The 14,504-nt window shown below is 51.8% G+C and carries 17 protein-coding genes; 16 read left to right on the forward strand and 1 reads right to left on the reverse strand.

Annotation, left to right across the window (positions count from 1 at the left end; translation table 11 throughout):
- The first annotated feature begins 107 nt into the window (after window positions 1–107).
- The 10 genes from ACFQNG_RS08680 (at window position 108) to ACFQNG_RS08725 (ending at window position 8,616) form a co-directional block, all read left to right on the forward strand.
- The gene (locus ACFQNG_RS08680; protein ID WP_379864526.1) at window positions 108–671 is read left to right on the forward strand and encodes a hypothetical protein; all 564 of its coding nucleotides are present in this window, start codon (window positions 108–110) and stop codon (window positions 669–671) included.
- Window positions 672–711: 40 nt separating this feature from the next.
- Window positions 712–954 (forward strand): hypothetical protein, encoded by a 243-nt coding sequence (locus ACFQNG_RS08685; RefSeq protein ID WP_379864527.1) that lies wholly within the window; start codon window positions 712–714, stop codon window positions 952–954.
- Between the two features lie 110 nt (window positions 955–1,064).
- Complete coding sequence (locus ACFQNG_RS08690; RefSeq protein ID WP_379864528.1) at window positions 1,065–2,315, forward strand: FAD-dependent oxidoreductase; 1,251 nt, start codon at window positions 1,065–1,067, stop codon at window positions 2,313–2,315.
- Window positions 2,316–3,303: 988 nt separating this feature from the next.
- Window positions 3,304–3,588: a hypothetical protein gene (locus tag ACFQNG_RS08695; protein WP_379864529.1), complete on the forward strand. Its 285-nt coding sequence runs from the start codon at window positions 3,304–3,306 to the stop codon at window positions 3,586–3,588.
- A 106-nt stretch (window positions 3,589–3,694) separates the two neighbouring features.
- Window positions 3,695–3,910: a hypothetical protein gene (locus ACFQNG_RS08700; RefSeq protein WP_379864530.1), complete on the forward strand. Its 216-nt coding sequence runs from the start codon at window positions 3,695–3,697 to the stop codon at window positions 3,908–3,910.
- Window positions 3,911–3,923: 13 nt separating this feature from the next.
- Window positions 3,924–4,208, forward strand: a complete 285-nt coding sequence (locus ACFQNG_RS08705) for a spore coat protein (protein WP_379864531.1) — start codon at window positions 3,924–3,926, stop codon at window positions 4,206–4,208.
- Window positions 4,209–4,213: 5 nt separating this feature from the next.
- On the forward strand, window positions 4,214–5,671 hold the full coding sequence (locus ACFQNG_RS08710) for an FMN-binding glutamate synthase family protein (RefSeq protein WP_379864532.1): 1,458 nt from the start codon (window positions 4,214–4,216) through the stop codon (window positions 5,669–5,671).
- 73 nt (window positions 5,672–5,744) lie between these two features.
- Window positions 5,745–6,425 carry a response regulator transcription factor gene (locus tag ACFQNG_RS08715; protein ID WP_379864533.1) on the forward strand — a complete coding sequence of 227 codons (681 nt, stop codon included), beginning with the start codon at window positions 5,745–5,747 and terminating at the stop codon, window positions 6,423–6,425.
- Complete coding sequence (locus tag ACFQNG_RS08720; RefSeq protein ID WP_379864534.1) at window positions 6,418–7,827, forward strand: sensor histidine kinase; 1,410 nt, start codon at window positions 6,418–6,420, stop codon at window positions 7,825–7,827. Before ACFQNG_RS08715 ends, ACFQNG_RS08720 begins: the two co-directional genes overlap by 8 nt.
- Before the next feature lie 63 nt (window positions 7,828–7,890).
- On the forward strand, window positions 7,891–8,616 hold the full coding sequence (locus ACFQNG_RS08725; protein WP_379864535.1) for a hypothetical protein: 726 nt from the start codon (window positions 7,891–7,893) through the stop codon (window positions 8,614–8,616).
- Between the two features lie 52 nt (window positions 8,617–8,668).
- Here ACFQNG_RS08725 and ACFQNG_RS08730 read toward each other — a convergent pair whose 3' ends face one another.
- The gene (locus ACFQNG_RS08730) at window positions 8,669–9,727 is read right to left on the reverse strand and encodes an isocitrate/isopropylmalate family dehydrogenase (protein ID WP_379864726.1); all 1,059 of its coding nucleotides are present in this window, start codon (window positions 9,725–9,727) and stop codon (window positions 8,669–8,671) included.
- A gap of 260 nt (window positions 9,728–9,987) precedes the next feature.
- On the opposite strand from ACFQNG_RS08730, the gene ACFQNG_RS08735 reads away from it, so the two are divergent.
- From ACFQNG_RS08735 to ACFQNG_RS08760, 6 genes are all read left to right on the forward strand, one after another.
- The gene (locus ACFQNG_RS08735) at window positions 9,988–10,179 is read left to right on the forward strand and encodes a hypothetical protein (protein WP_379864536.1); all 192 of its coding nucleotides are present in this window, start codon (window positions 9,988–9,990) and stop codon (window positions 10,177–10,179) included.
- On the forward strand, window positions 10,140–11,891 hold the full coding sequence (gene nagZ / locus ACFQNG_RS08740; protein ID WP_379864537.1) for a beta-N-acetylhexosaminidase: 1,752 nt from the start codon (window positions 10,140–10,142) through the stop codon (window positions 11,889–11,891). Before ACFQNG_RS08735 ends, nagZ begins: the two co-directional genes overlap by 40 nt.
- Before the next feature lies 1 nt (window position 11,892).
- The gene (locus tag ACFQNG_RS08745) at window positions 11,893–12,282 is read left to right on the forward strand and encodes a DUF948 domain-containing protein (RefSeq protein WP_379864538.1); all 390 of its coding nucleotides are present in this window, start codon (window positions 11,893–11,895) and stop codon (window positions 12,280–12,282) included.
- A 21-nt stretch (window positions 12,283–12,303) separates the two neighbouring features.
- Window positions 12,304–12,627 carry a YtxH domain-containing protein gene (locus tag ACFQNG_RS08750; protein WP_379864539.1) on the forward strand — a complete coding sequence of 108 codons (324 nt, stop codon included), beginning with the start codon at window positions 12,304–12,306 and terminating at the stop codon, window positions 12,625–12,627.
- 87 nt (window positions 12,628–12,714) lie between these two features.
- Window positions 12,715–13,167, forward strand: coding sequence for a bacillithiol system redox-active protein YtxJ (gene ytxJ / locus ACFQNG_RS08755; RefSeq protein ID WP_379864540.1), 453 nt, complete (start codon window positions 12,715–12,717; stop codon window positions 13,165–13,167).
- A 125-nt stretch (window positions 13,168–13,292) separates the two neighbouring features.
- On the forward strand, window positions 13,293–14,387 hold the full coding sequence (locus tag ACFQNG_RS08760) for a bifunctional 3-deoxy-7-phosphoheptulonate synthase/chorismate mutase (protein WP_379864541.1): 1,095 nt from the start codon (window positions 13,293–13,295) through the stop codon (window positions 14,385–14,387).
- Window positions 14,388–14,504 lie beyond the last annotated feature (117 nt).

Genomic DNA, 14,504 nt, shown 5'->3' on the forward strand with positions numbered 1-14,504 from the left:
AAGGCGTTTTTGCAAGTTTAGTTGCTGGGGGCAGCTTTCCGATCACCCATATCCGGCAAATCGATACGACTGTCGCAGGATGAATGTCAGAGGGAGGGGAGGAACCTATGAAAGGGCGCCGATGGACTGAAGAGGAAGATCAACTTCTGCGTGACCTTGTGTTAACGGCGATTGAAAGCGGTAAATCGCAAATTGAAGCGTTTGTGGAAGTGGGCAAGAAATTGGACCGAACCCCGGGGGCTTGCGGGTTTCGTTGGAATGCCGTACTGAGGCAACAAGACCTTAAAGCTTATGTCGATGCGAAGAAAAAACGCGTCTATAAACAGTTGCAGAAGAAAAAAGGAGATCAGTTGGATTCGCTGGCGCAAGTGATTCCGCTCATCAAAGAACTGGATAAAGATGGACGCCAAGTGAAGGATGAGATCAAGCGGTTAACCAAACAATTGTCCGATACGGAGAAGGCTGTTTTTGAGCTGGAAACGGAGAATAAAAAATTAAAAGAGGAAAAACGCTCATACGATTGGTACCAAAGCGAAGTGAAAGACAAATACGAGGATCTTTTGCGATTGCTGCAGTCGATGAAGGAACAGACCGGAGTGCCAGATCTTGTCATGAAAAATGAGAAAGCACAACAGGTGAACGCGGAGAGCGAGTTGGAGGAATCTTCATAAAATAAAGTAGTAGCTAAAGGGGAGAAAGAGGTGGCGAATATTGCCTAATCCAAGCAAGCCCGCCCGTGAACCTAGCGATATCCGCATATCCCAACTCGAAGAACAAGTGGAACAGATGGGGCATCAAATGAAACGGTTGCTGCAGGAGAATCGCAAATTAAAGCAGGATTTGCGTTTTTTTGAAGTCATGCTGATTGAACAATACCATATGTTGCTCCATATGTTAGGAAAAGATCAAAACAAATGCTTGATCCAATCTGTTGCTCCTTACCCGAAAATTTGAGCGAGCCGGGGATTTCCCCGTTGCTCGTTTTTTGTTTTTTCTCTTTCTTCACAAATGATTTGGTCGCGTTTTACAATGAAGGGGAGAGGCCGGGCGAAGGAGACTGAAAGATGAAGCGATATCAACTCATAGTGATTGGCAACGGGCGATTGGGGTTAGCGGTCGCCAGCCAAGCGGTGAAGTGGGGCGCAGACGTCGCGCTGCTGTACCACCCATGTGGAGAAGAGGAGCAACCGCCTATGGCAAGCGAAGGGGTGGATGTATATAAGGGAACTGTCCGTTTTCTCACCGAGCATGAAGTGGAGGTGGCCGGACAGGCGCGAATGGTGGGCAAAACGATCATCATGGCGCTGAACCGCACACGCCGGGTTCCTGAGATTGAAGGTTTGGTCGAAGTGGGAGCAATGACCGATGAAATGGGTTGGCGGCGCAAGCCCCCAGCCAAGAAGTGGATGGTGTTGGGTGGAACGCCGCAAGGAGTGGAATGGGCCCAAGCTCTTGCCCGCCAAGGGGCCCAGGTGACGATCGTGGAAGCGGGGGATCGATTGCTTCCCGGCTATGATCCCGACTGCCTGCCCTTTTTGGAAATGGCGCTCTCGCAAGAGGGGATACGCGTACGGTGCCAAACGCATGTGGTGAAAGCGATTCAGCGGGCCAACAAGAAAATTGTCCAATTGCGCTTTGACGGATGGGTGGAGGCGGTGGAGACGGATGAAATTTTGTTGGCGGAAGCGGACCCGCCGCAGGTCTCCCAATTTGGGTTGGAGAGACTGGGACTTGCCTTCATTGAAGGGTGTTTGGTTACGGATGAATGGATGAGGACGAATTCCCCCCATATCTATGCTGTGGGAGCGGGGGTGCACCAAAGGCCCGACTGTGGAAATTGGCCGGAGGAAGTGAGGAAAGTGACGTTAAATGCTTTGCTTGGTATAAAACTTGGGATCGATTATTCCTCCGTGCCCAGGGTGATTAAGACGGAACCGGAATTGGTGGCCATCGGGATGAGCGAGAAACAAGCGAAAACAGGGGGAAACGGCTTTCGCGTCTGGCGTGGATACCTGACGCCGGAGGGAGCCTGGGCGGAAGAGGCGTCGTCCGCCGCGGGCCTCGTGAAACTGATCACAGATGACCATGGCACGATTTTGGGGATTCATGCGGTGGGAATGGGGGTGTCTGGTCGGATTCAAGGGCTGCGGGAAGCCAAACGGCATAAAGAGAAAATATTCCACCTGCGCCGCTTTCAGGAGTCGCTTCGCCACAATCCAGCCTCTTCCCGCGGCGTTTGCGGCCATTCCCTGCGCTTTCGGTTGGAAGATTGGGTTGAACAAGGGATACGCGCCTGTGTGCGTTTGCGAAAATAACAACGAAAAGTGCCCTCCACCCGGAGAGCACTTTTATCCCTTTCCACCAACGTAATAGATGGTGGAGGAACGCTTCACACTAGTACTAGAAGCATCCGCCAACAAAGACGAAGATGGTCGCGATGACCAGCAAGAAGATCAGGAGCTGTCTCCAGCCAAAACCGCCAAAACCAAAACTGCTGCTCATGATAATACCTCCTTCACTGGGTAAAATCAAGTGCTGTTGAAGCAGAGCAAAAAGGGTTAGCAGCCTCTACCAAACCCAGTTCCCACAAAGACGAAGATGGTCGCAATCACCAACAAGAAGATGAGAAGCTGTCTCCAGCCAAAACCGCCAAAACCGAAACCGCCCATGATAACACCTCCTTCACTGGGTAAAATCAAGTGCTGTTGAAGCTGATCGAAAAGACTTAGCAGCCTCTACCAAATCCCGTTCCCACAAAGACGAAGATGGTCGCAATCACCAACAAGAAAATGAGAAGTTGTCTCCAGCCAAAACCGCCAAAACCGAAACCGCTCATTGTGATTCCTCCTTTAATCTGATTTAGCTGGCTGAAGTAAAATGGTTTGAATTTTCATCAGCCGTTGCTTTACTCTATGCCTCAACGGAAGCGAAGGGAAAGGCGAATATCCAAGATTCGGCAAAATGGGAGTGCGTCTAGAGGCATAGACTTTCGACAAAGACGAAAATGGTAGGGATGATGAGGAGAAAGAGCAGCAAGCACTGCCATGGGTGAAGGCGGGTCGGGTAGGGGGCTGCATCATGATTCACTTGGTACGGTGCGAAGGGGTTGTTCATGTCGGCCATCCCTTTCTTGCTAAGATAGAAGCCAGTTATCATTTTTATATACCGCGCAGATGGTAAAAGTGATAGGTGATCCGTCCATTTTCTCCCGCTTTGGGCTTGGTTTCTGGGCGCTTGCCCAGGACGGGATAGGCACGCTCTACATATGGTGTAACGAGTCCTAAACAGGAGGGAATGAACGCGATGTCACCAAACGATGGTTTTTCCATGAAAGAATTGGCGCAGATGATCAATGCGGTCATGGGGCGCAAGGTATTGACTGAAGAGCAATTAAGCAACATCATGGACGGGGCCAAAGTGGCCTTTGATCGAGGAGGAATGAATGCCGTACTGGAGTACCTGATGAAAGTGACGCAGGCCGATGTCGATAAGGAAGTTCTCCAGAAATTCGCTAAGAATGTACAGTCCGATCCCTCGCTGGGCTTGGACATTCTGCAAGGGAAACAACGCCCGCCACGAAAAAAATAATCGTCATAGACGAATGGGAGAGCCCTGCGGGGCTTTTTTTGTTGGACATAAGATGGAGCCCGAATCCCCATACTAATTGGTAAGATTGTCATAAGGAGGAAAATGGATGGAGCAACTTACTCAAGAAGAATTGCTGAAGTTGAAGGAATTGCTTGGTCTGGAAGCGTTGGCCATCAAAAAAATGCAAGTGGCCATGGTAGAGGGAGAGAAGGAGGAGTGGGAGCCGTTGTTGGAAGAGGCCTTGCATATGCACCGACAACATCTGCAACGGCTCTTGGATCAATTGCGCAACCATAGCGGGCAAGAACGAATTCAACATTAGGGAGGATGATCAGATGAAACTGTTGATGCGGGACATGATCCAAGATCTATTAACTACCGAGAGAACATTAAGCCAACTGTATCTTCATGCGCAGCATACTTGCGCCAACGAGGGGTTGCGGCAGACGGTGGATGAGTGTCTGGCCGAAGTGAATCAGGTGCAAACCAGGTTGTTTAATGAAATGGAACAACGGGGCTGGCTGAAGCTGCCCATGGCGGGACGACAAGAAATTGAGAGTGCGATTATCCACTGGGAACAACAGATTGAACGCCATCCCGAACTGGCGGAAGAGGAGTAGGTAACATGTTGACTCGTATCGTGCATCGCATCATCAACAGCGTGGCTGATGCGGTGTTGAATCGAATGATGCAAGACCCCTATACGGAAAATTTGTTTTCCTTTGTGACCATCATGCAGAAACTGACCTTGCGTTCGATCGTGGAATCGGCGATGCGAGCGGAATCGGGCAAACCGCTCCTCAGGCCTTTGGGGAGTCCCGTCGTTTTGTCGCGATGGGAGCAATTGATGTTTAATCCCGTTCATCTATTTCGCATGCCAACCCAAGACGGCGTTCAGGTGCATACGGGTGTGACGATTGGACCCAAAGCGAAAAAGCCCCTCTCACTGGAAATCCCCATCCTGATTTCGGGCATGTCGTATGGGGGCGCGTTAGGGCTGAAAACGAAACGGGCGTTGGCGCGGGGAGCCACACTGGCCGGCACGGCGACCAATTCGGGAGAAGCTCCGTTGGTGCCTGAGGAACGGCGCGAAGCCCGCCACTTTATCGGGCAGTACAATCGGGGCGGCTGGATGAACAATCATGAGTCCCTGTCCCAATTGGATGCGATCGAAATTCAGTTGGGACAAGGAGCGCAGGCCTCCGCACCGATGGGAACCTCCTCGTGGCAGATGGATGATGAGTTTCGGCGCCGCTTTCACATCCCCGAAGGAGAAGATGCGCCCATCCATTCCCGTCTCAAAGGAATCAACCGCCCGGAAGAGTTTCCGCCGTTGGTGCGAAAGCTGAGACAAACTTACGGGGTGCCGGTCGGTTTAAAAACCTGTGCCACGCATTACTTGGAGGAAGAAATCGACTGGGCTCTGAAAGGTGGCATCGATTACATTGTCGTCGATGGGGCGGAAGCGGGAACGCATGGGGGACCGACGATTTTGCAGGATGATGTGGGGTTGCCCACCTTATTCGCTTTGTCGCGTGCGGTGCGCCATTTGGAAAAGCTTGGAGTGAAACAAGAAGTGTCGGTGATTGCGGCAGGCGGGCTGACCACCCCGGGACACTTCCTCAAAGCGATGGCCTTGGGAGCGGATGCGGTGTACATAGGCTCGATTGCCTTGGTCGCCATGTTGCAGACGCAGTTTAACATTGCTTCCCCTTTTGAGCCGCCGGTGCAGAACGTGCTTTATCACGGGAAGTTCAAAGAAGACATCAATGTGGAAGAAGGAGCGGAGCATCTGGCGAAATTCCTGAAATCCTGTGTGGATGAGATGAGGCTCACGGCCATTGCGTTGGGGAAAACGGATCTGAAGCAGATCGATCGGAGCGATTTGGTGTGCATGGATCGGGAACTGGCTCAGGTGTTAGGCGTCGACTATGCCGGTTGGCCGCGTGCCGAGCAGCGTGTCGCAAGGCAGGAGGAGAGGCAAACCAGACAGTTCAAACCCGATCATTTGTGGAAACTGGATGACTTCATGTCTTACCGCTCAGGTCATGACGGTGAGGAACCAACCCGCCCGCTTCATTGATCAAACCCAGTCTCTTTTCACGGAGACTGGGTTTTTCTTGTGCTAAAATGGTAGCGGGTAGGGAGGGGATGGAATGAAAATCTTGGTTGCGGAAGATGATCAGAGTGTATGTGACATGTTGCAGTTTTTTTTGCATAGAGAGGGATATTCGCCCACGTTCGTTCATGACGGGAGAACCGCCTTGCAAGAAGCGGAAACGGGAACCTATCAATTGGTGATATTGGATTGGATGCTGCCCGGATTGGATGGGTTGAGCGTGTGCCGTCAGGTTCGGCAAACCTCCGATGTGCCGATTCTCTTGTTGACCGCCCGCACGGCGGAGACAGACCAGATCAGGGGATTGGATTGGGGAGCGGATGATTATGTCACGAAGCCGTTTAGTCCGCTGGCGTTAATGGCGCGCATCAAAGCCCTTTTGCGCCGAAGCGGCCGGCAAGAGTCCGATTCGCACAAACGGGTACGGGTCGACAAGGAGACAAGGGAAATTTGGTTTGACGGCGAGAAGATCCCACGCTTAACACCAAAGGAATTTGCCTTGCTCTGTTTGTTTATCGATTATCCGCGCCGTGTCTTTACGCGCGAAGAGTTGCTTGAGCGGATCTGGGGATTTGATTTTTATGGTGATGAACGAACGGTTGACGCGCTGATTAAACGGTTGCGTCGCAAATTGAAAGAACCCTATGGCGATTGGATTCAAACCGAATGGGGGATCGGGTACAAGTTTATGCCGGACAAGGAGAACCCCCATGTTTAGAAAAGTGTTGACAGGGCATCTGTTTGTTCTCGGTTTGGCCATTTTGCTCAGTTCGGTCTTGCTTTCTGTGATGTTGGAAAATCTGTTGATTAAGCAAAAAGCAAGAGAGATGCGGGAATGGGCGCAACCGCTCGCCAAACAGCTCAAACAGGAAAAGCAAATACCCCTCGCTTTTTTGCGGCGACTGGAGCCGCTATTGGAGCGCAGTCGGGTTGATCTGCTGGTGTTTGATAAGGAAGGGAAGCCCTTGTACCCATCCGGTTCCACGGTGGCGAAGCCGCTGCGGTTGCCATCAGCGATGCAGGCGCGTGTTGCGGGTGGGGGCCGGTTGGAGGGAACGGGAAAGTGGGGAGGCAAACAGGTTACATGGGCCTTGGTTCCGATTGGTGGCAAACAGAGAGAGGGTTGGGTCTTTCTATATTCGCCTGTCGAAGGATTGCGCAAGGTGATGGCGCATGTGCGGGTCAGCTTGATGGTTGCCGGAAGCCTGGCTCTTGTGGCTTCCTTTGCTGTAAGCATCGGCATGACAAGACATTTGGTGCGACGGTTGCAAGGATTGCAGGAGGGAACCAAGCGGATTCAAGCGGGGGAGTATTCTTTCAGGCTTTCCGTGGCAAAGGTTGATGATGAGATCGATGCGTTGGCCGTTGATTTTAACGAAATGGCGATGCGACTGGAACAAACCCAACAGGAGCTCCGTCTTCATGAAGAAAGACGGCAGCAGTTTTTGTTTGACTTGTCGCACGAGTTGCGCACGCCATTAACCTCCCTGCGGGGCTGGCTTGAAGCTTTGGGGCAAGGGTGGGTGGAGAATGCCCAATTGCCTAGCACATACGCCAGGATGGAAAAGGAAACGAAGCGGTTGATCCGTCTCATTCATGAACTGATGGACATAGAAAAAATCCAGGCGGGCAAAGTGGAGTTGGTGAAAGAGCGGGCCGATTTGACGGAATTGATTGACTTGGTTGTGGAGCAACTCATGCCGCTTGCAGATGCCAAAGGATTAACGCTCCAGGCGGAATGCGCCGGGGCGATACCGATTTATGCCGACCTGGACCGGATATTGCAAGTGCTGCTCAACTTGACGAAAAACGCCATCCAGTTTACAGACCGCGGTGAAGTGGTTGTACGGGCCTATGCGACTTCGTCTGAGACCGTCATACAGGTCGCTGATACGGGCATCGGCATGACGGAAGAGGAGTCGCGGCGAATCTGGGACCGATTTTTCAAAGCGGATCCCGCCCGGATGAAACAGGAGAGCGAGACGGGATTGGGTTTGGCCATCGTCAAACAACTGGTGGAAGCGCACGAAGGGGACATTCAAGTGGAAAGCCAACCGGGCAAGGGGACTTGTTTTACCCTTTCCCTGCCGTTGCCTTCTTTTGGACAGAAGGATGTCTAAGTTTTGTCATACCTATTCGTTATGATAAAAATCGAAAGACAAGGAAAAGGAGTGTACAGGCCGATGGCATGGAAAGGCAAGAAGTGGTTGGCTGGCGTCGCGGTGGTTGGGTTGATCGGTGGCGGCACATGGTTGGGGGCGAAGCAAAGCGGTTACGCCGATATGGAAGATTGGTTTCAGGGTAAGAACGCAACCAAGCAGGTCAAGAATCAAACGCGCCAGGAGCGGCTGACCGAGCTGACCAATATGAACGAACAAGAGCTGAGGCAACTCGCGGCTGAGCATAAGCTGACATTCAAACAAGCGGCCATCGCCGCGACCATCGCCGCGAAAACGGGAAAGCCGGTCAGCGAAGTGATCACGGAATGGAAAGAGAAAGGGTCTTGGCGTGAAGTGATCAAGGGGTATGGGATCAATGGCGAAGACTTGAAAAAAAAGTTGGCCCCATTGAAAAAGAAGCATAAACAGTTTAAAAACAAACCGGCTGTTTTATACGAAGCGTTGGCCACTTACTTGGGAACAGATGTCCCGGTCGTTCAACAAACGCTTTACCAGTCCCGTGTCCGGGTGGAGGGGGCTGTCCACGCGGCGGTACTGGCCAAAGCGAGCGGACACAAGTGGGAAGATGTCATTGCGCTGAAACAGCAGAAGAAGTCGTGGTCCGAAGTGAGAAAAGCGTTGCGGATCGATGAGAAAAAGTGGAAGGAAGCAAAACGCGAGTGGCGCGACAAGTGGCAGGCGGAGATGAAAGAGTGGCGGAGCCAGTGGCCGGAAAAAAAGCAAGCCTAGTGAACAGGGGATAAGAAAAGCCAACTCCTATAAACGGGAGTTGGCTTTTCGCTTAAAATCCTTGCAATGTCGTCCACACTTCCAATTTGGTCTGTACTTTGCGAATCACTTCATTGGTGAATTCGGTGGTGGTTGCGCTGCCGCCAAGGTCGGCTGTGCGCACGCCTTCACGCACCGTTTCGATGACCGCTTCATAAATCGCGCGCGAAGCGGCTGCGGCTTTGGCATCCCCAAAGTAAGTCAACAGGGAGGCGGAGGCCAAGATCATCGCCATCGGGTTGGCCACGTTTTTGCCGAAGAGCGAGGGGGCGGTGCCGTGCGGCGCTTCAGCCATGATGACTTGCGGATTGAATTCTTCGTCAAAGCTCATCAAGATCGATTCGGAGCCGGCGATGGAACCAAACAATTGCAAGACCATATCACTCAGACAATCGCCGTCACGGTTGAGCGCTGGGATAACCAGCGGATCCCCGGAGTTGTTGATCAGGAGGGCGTAGGTCGCATCAATCAATTGCGGTTCGTACCGCACTTCCGGATATTTTTGGCTCGCTTGGTCCATCTCTTCTTTCAGCAGTCCTTCATACACCGGGCTCACAGTGTACTTTGGTCCGCCGAACACTTTGGCATTGGTTTTTTTGGCATGACGAAACGCAAACTCAGCCACAGCGCGGCAGGTTTTGCGATCAATGGTTTCAGTGCGGTATGCGATTTCATCCAGCCCTTCGCCTTCACGCCACTCCTTGGCGCCGTAAGCGTCGCCGACAGCCATCCGAATGACGGAGATCGGAGCGAACGTGCCGGCCACAGGACGCACACCAGGGATCCGGCGACCGGTGCGGATGATCACTTTGCCGTCGATCTCTTTGCGCAAGATGGCATTGGGACTGCCCACATCCCCTTTCTCCTCGGGGGTGATCGTGGCCGCTTTTAAACCGAAGCCTGTCCGTTTCATGGCTTGGGCGGCTTCATATACGACTTTATTGTTTGTCTTCCGACGATGTTCCAGGCTGAGGTCAAAGGTTTGAAATTCAATTTCAAATCCGATCACATTGGGGTCCAGAACGCGTAATGCTTCATCCAGCAGTTCTTGCCCTGTTTGATCCCCTTTCATGATCACAACAGATTTTGTGCTCACGTCTCTTCACCTCGATTGAGAGATCAAAAATTTATATAAACACGTTGGAGATAAGTCCGTTATCCCTGTCGATATTTTATTATATTATTGTATATTTGTCCATTTTGTTGAATTCAGTCCCTTTTTGAGGACTTTTCTTTTTATTGGCTTTACATAAATATTTAGATAAATTGAAAGAGAAGTGACATTTGTTTCCGGTTATTCGTTTATCGAGTACAATGAGGGAGATGCAGGCAATGAAACCGTACTTCGAAAATGGCTCTCGCTATCGTTGCGCTCTCTTCCCAAGCGGTTTTTCCCGTCCTGAACGACTTTTGCAGGCGAGTCCCGGCCTGGTGACGAAAGCGAGGTCTTCGTTGATCCAAAATAAGGAGAGGAGTGACCTGGCGTGTACCGTAACCGATGGAGAGGATGGGCGCTTGCCTTGACGAGCCTGCTGATTGTGACGCAAGCAGGATGTTCAACTCCATGGCAAAGCAAGCCCAAACCCGGTGCAAAGTGGGTGGATGAGAAGATAAAACAAATGAGTCTGGATGAAAAGATCGGGCAAATGTTTATCATGGGTTTCCGTGGCGAGACATCGGAACAAGCCTTCACGGTCAATGCCCATGCCGAAAAACTGGTTAAACAGCATCATGTTGGGGGTGTCATCTTATTTGATCGCAATGTGGAAAATCCCCGACAAGTGGCCAGGCTCAATCAGGATTTGCAAGCGTTGGCCTTAAACAATGGAGCGGAAATCCCACTCTTTGTGACGATTGACCAAGAAGGGGGACGGGTGAGCCGTTTTCAACAAGGGGCTACGCTGTTTCCCGGAAATATGGCCTTGGGTGCGACCCGCGAACCATCCCTTGCCTATCAAACGGGAAAAGAGATGGGGATGGAGCTCAGGGCCATGGGGATCAATTTGGATATGGCGCCTGTGCTTGATGTAAACAACAATCCGCAAAACCCCGTGATCGGAGTGCGCTCATTTGGCGAAAATCCCCACTTGGTTTCCCAGATGGGCACGGAAATGATACGCGGGTTTCACGATGCGGGTGTCCTGACTGTGCTGAAGCATTTTCCCGGTCATGGGGATACCTCGGTCGACTCGCACGTGGGACTGCCCAAGGTGTCCCATCGCCGGGAACGCCTTGACAAGTTGGAGCTGGTTCCTTTTAAACGGGCAATTGCGGGCGGGACGGACATGGTGATGAGCGCCCATGTGGTTTTCCCGGCCATTGAGCCGACGCCGAGCTTGCCCGCCACCTTGTCCCATCGCGTATTGACCGACTTGTTGCGCAAGGAATTAAAGTTTGACGGGGTCATCACCACCGATGACATGGAGATGGGGGCCATTGCCGAGCATTTCGGGACAAGCCGAGCGGCTGTCAAAGCGATTCAAGCAGGAGCGGACATCGTGTTGGTCTGCCATCGTCTCGATGTGCAAGAACAGACGATCGCCGCGGTCAAAAAAGCGGTCACTAGCGGACAGATCAGTGAGGAACGAATCGACCAATCCGTTCGCCGCATTTTGAAGTTGAAAGCGAAAAAAGTGGGCAACGTCTCAGTGGCCACCCATTACCAGTCAGAGTTGGCGGGTAGCCAACCGTTTGGCACTCGGGCCCAAGCCGAGGCCGTGGCGCGGGAAACGGCAAAGCGCGCGGTTACCTTAATCCGGGACAAGCGGAAGCGCCTTCCCCTGACACCGACCAAAACGGGTCGCCTGCTGGTGATCACAGCCAATAAGCCACAAACGTTTAAAGAGGTATGTGCCCAAGCTGGGTACCAAGTCGAAGTGGCGCGGGTAGAGGACTGGTCCCAAGCGCCATCGCCTGAACTCCTGGCAAAGGCGACCCAAGCGGATGCGATTCTGATTGGGATGTCGCGCCTCCAAGACAAACAACTCGCGCTCATCCAACAGTTGGAGAAGAAACAAAAGCTTGTGATTGTGATGGGGATGGATGTCCCCTATGATGTGGTGAAGTTGCCGCCTGATACTGCTTTTCTGGCGTTATACGGCTCCACCCGCCCTTCGATTGAGGCAGGAGTGGGCGTGATGGCCGGCAAATTTTCAAGTGGGGGCCGTCTGCCTGTTACGGTGTCAAACACTTTCCCTTATGGCTTTTCAGCTGGAGATGATGGAGGAGGAACCTAACGTGATCTTAGAGATCAGTGCAGCGGTGATCGCTGCCGCTTTTCTGGTGTTGGTCATCTTTGCGATCCGCACGTTAACCGCGGTGAGACGGGTGATGCTCAGTGTGGATCAAACGGTCAATGGATTGAAAAGCAAAGTGGAGGCAACAGTGGAAGAAACGGAGCTTACCTTACGTGAAACCAGGTTGCTCGTGGAAGATGTCCGCGAAAAGTCCCGCAAAACCGAAGCGGTGTTCAATTCCCTGACTGAAGTGGGAAAGAGCTTGGAGGAAGTTTCATCAAGCATTTCCCGTTCCGCTCTATCAAATGGCGAACGGTTGGGCAATGTGGTCGCGTTGGTGAGCGCGGGGATGGATCTGATAAAAAAGTGGCGTTCTGATCGGAAAACATAGAGGGAGAAGGGAGACACACCGATGGGAAAAGGAAAATACTTTGTGGCTGGTGCGATTTTTGGAGGTTTGATTGGAGCGGCGGCAGCTCTTTTGGCGACGACCAAAACGGGCCATGAGGTTAGAAAAGAACTGGAAAAAGGGCTGGAGCTGGCCAAAGAACGGGGAAAGGACCTATATTTCACGATGAAATCGCAAGTGTCGACGGAAGATAAATGGAAGAAAGTGAATGAAGAGGGGACGGTGCTCGTCAACAGATGGCTGGAGGCGCCAAAGCCGGAAGAGGCGAAGGGGGAATCTCACCGTTCCGCGGCTTCCGATTATATCTCGATTCAAGATAAAGAATAGTTGCCGGCGAAAGACGGGTATTCCATGCATGGATGCCGGTCTTTTTGCATAATCTTGTAACGGATTCATGATGCTGGTGGCGATGAGGTGGAAAGGGCTACGATGGAGATCAGGGAAGCCCAAGTGCGGTTCCTCCATGACGGGCAGCCCGTTACCTTAATGACAATAAGTGAAGCAAAGGATGTGGAATGGATGGAAAATCAAGTGCAACTCACCTCCGTGGAACAATTGGATGAATGTTTGGCTGCGGCAACCTCGCAACCCTTGTTGTTGTTCAAGCATAGCACCTCTTGCCCCATTAGCGCCGCAGCCTTCAGCGAAATGCAAGACTTTCAAACATCGGGGGAAGCCGACAAGGTGAAAGTGGCTACCGTGCATGTGATTGAAGACCGCCCCGTCTCCAATGAAATTGCGGAACGGCTCAATATCAAGCACGAATCGCCACAAGCGATTTTGCTGGTTGGGGACGAAGTGAAGTGGCACGCTTCCCACTGGAAGATCACCAAACAATCGTTGACGGAAGCGGTGCAAACACTTTAAGGCCAAGGAACAGAGGGAGTGGTTAACGTTTCATAAACTTTTGCCCGCTCCCTCGACAAAGCGGTTATTTTTCGATATAATAACCGAAATTCTTTAATCTAGTTGAGAAGAGAGGAGAAAGAAGAGTGAGAGAGCATCAATTGGATGAATTGCGACAAGAGTTGGATGAGATCAATCTGAAACTGTTGAAATTGTTAAACGATCGCGCGGCTTTAGCCAAGCGGATTGGTGAGGTTAAGCAAAAACAGGGTATCAACAAGTTTGATCCTGAGCGTGAACGAGCCATGTTGGAAACGATCGTAAAACACAACGATGGACCATTCACTGACGATACAGTGCGTTACCTGTTCAAGCAGATCTTTAAGGCATCTTTGGATTTGCAGCAAACCAGCCAGAAGAAAACACTCCTCGTTAGCCGGGAGAAGCAAGCGGCCGACACGGTGGTGGATATCAAAGGCACCTTAGTGGGTGCGGTGAAACCACAAGTGGTGGCGGGCCCTTGTTCGGTGGAATCGGAAGAGCAAGTCTTCGAAGTGGCCCGTGCCTTAAAGGAACAAGGCATTGAACTGATGCGTGGGGGCGCGTTCAAGCCGCGCACGTCTCCATACGACTTCCAGGGGTTGGGGGAAGAAGGCCTCAAGATCATGCGCAAGGCAGCGGACGAATTCGGCTTGAAAGTCATCAGCGAAATCGTCAATCCGGCCGATATCGAGATGGCAGAGCAATACGTGGATGTGATCCAGATCGGCGCACGGAACATGCAGAACTTCGAATTGCTGAAAGCGGCTGGCGCGGCGCGAACCCCTGTTCTCTTAAAACGCGGATTGTCCGCAACCATTGAAGAATTCCTCTTTGCGGCTGAATACATCTTGTCAGGCGGCAACAGCCAGGTGATCTTGTGCGAGCGCGGCATTCGCACCTATGAGAGAGCCACGCGCAACACCCTGGACATTTCGGCTGTGCCGATTTTGAAAAACGAAAGCCATTTGCCAGTGCTGGTGGATATCACCCATTCCACGGGCAGACGGGACATTCTGTTGCCATGCGCCCGGGCGGCTTTGGCGGCTGGCGCGGATGGCATCATGTTGGAAGTGCATCCAAATCCGGCGGTGGCCCTGTCTGATGCCAAACAACAAATCGACATTCCCACTTTTGACACCTTTATCAAAAACCTGCGTGCCTCACGCCTGCTTGACGAGAAACCGGCAATTGTCCGTTAAAGAACATAAAAGCATACCAAAAAGATAACTTTTTGATGAAAAAGCGAACAGACCTATCGTCGGTTCGCTTTTTTTGTTTAAAATTTGTTATGATGTACAAAGAATCACTTCACGCTC

Source organism: Laceyella putida (assembly GCF_042665195.1).
GTDB lineage: Bacteria > Bacillota > Bacilli > Thermoactinomycetales > Thermoactinomycetaceae > Laceyella > Laceyella putida.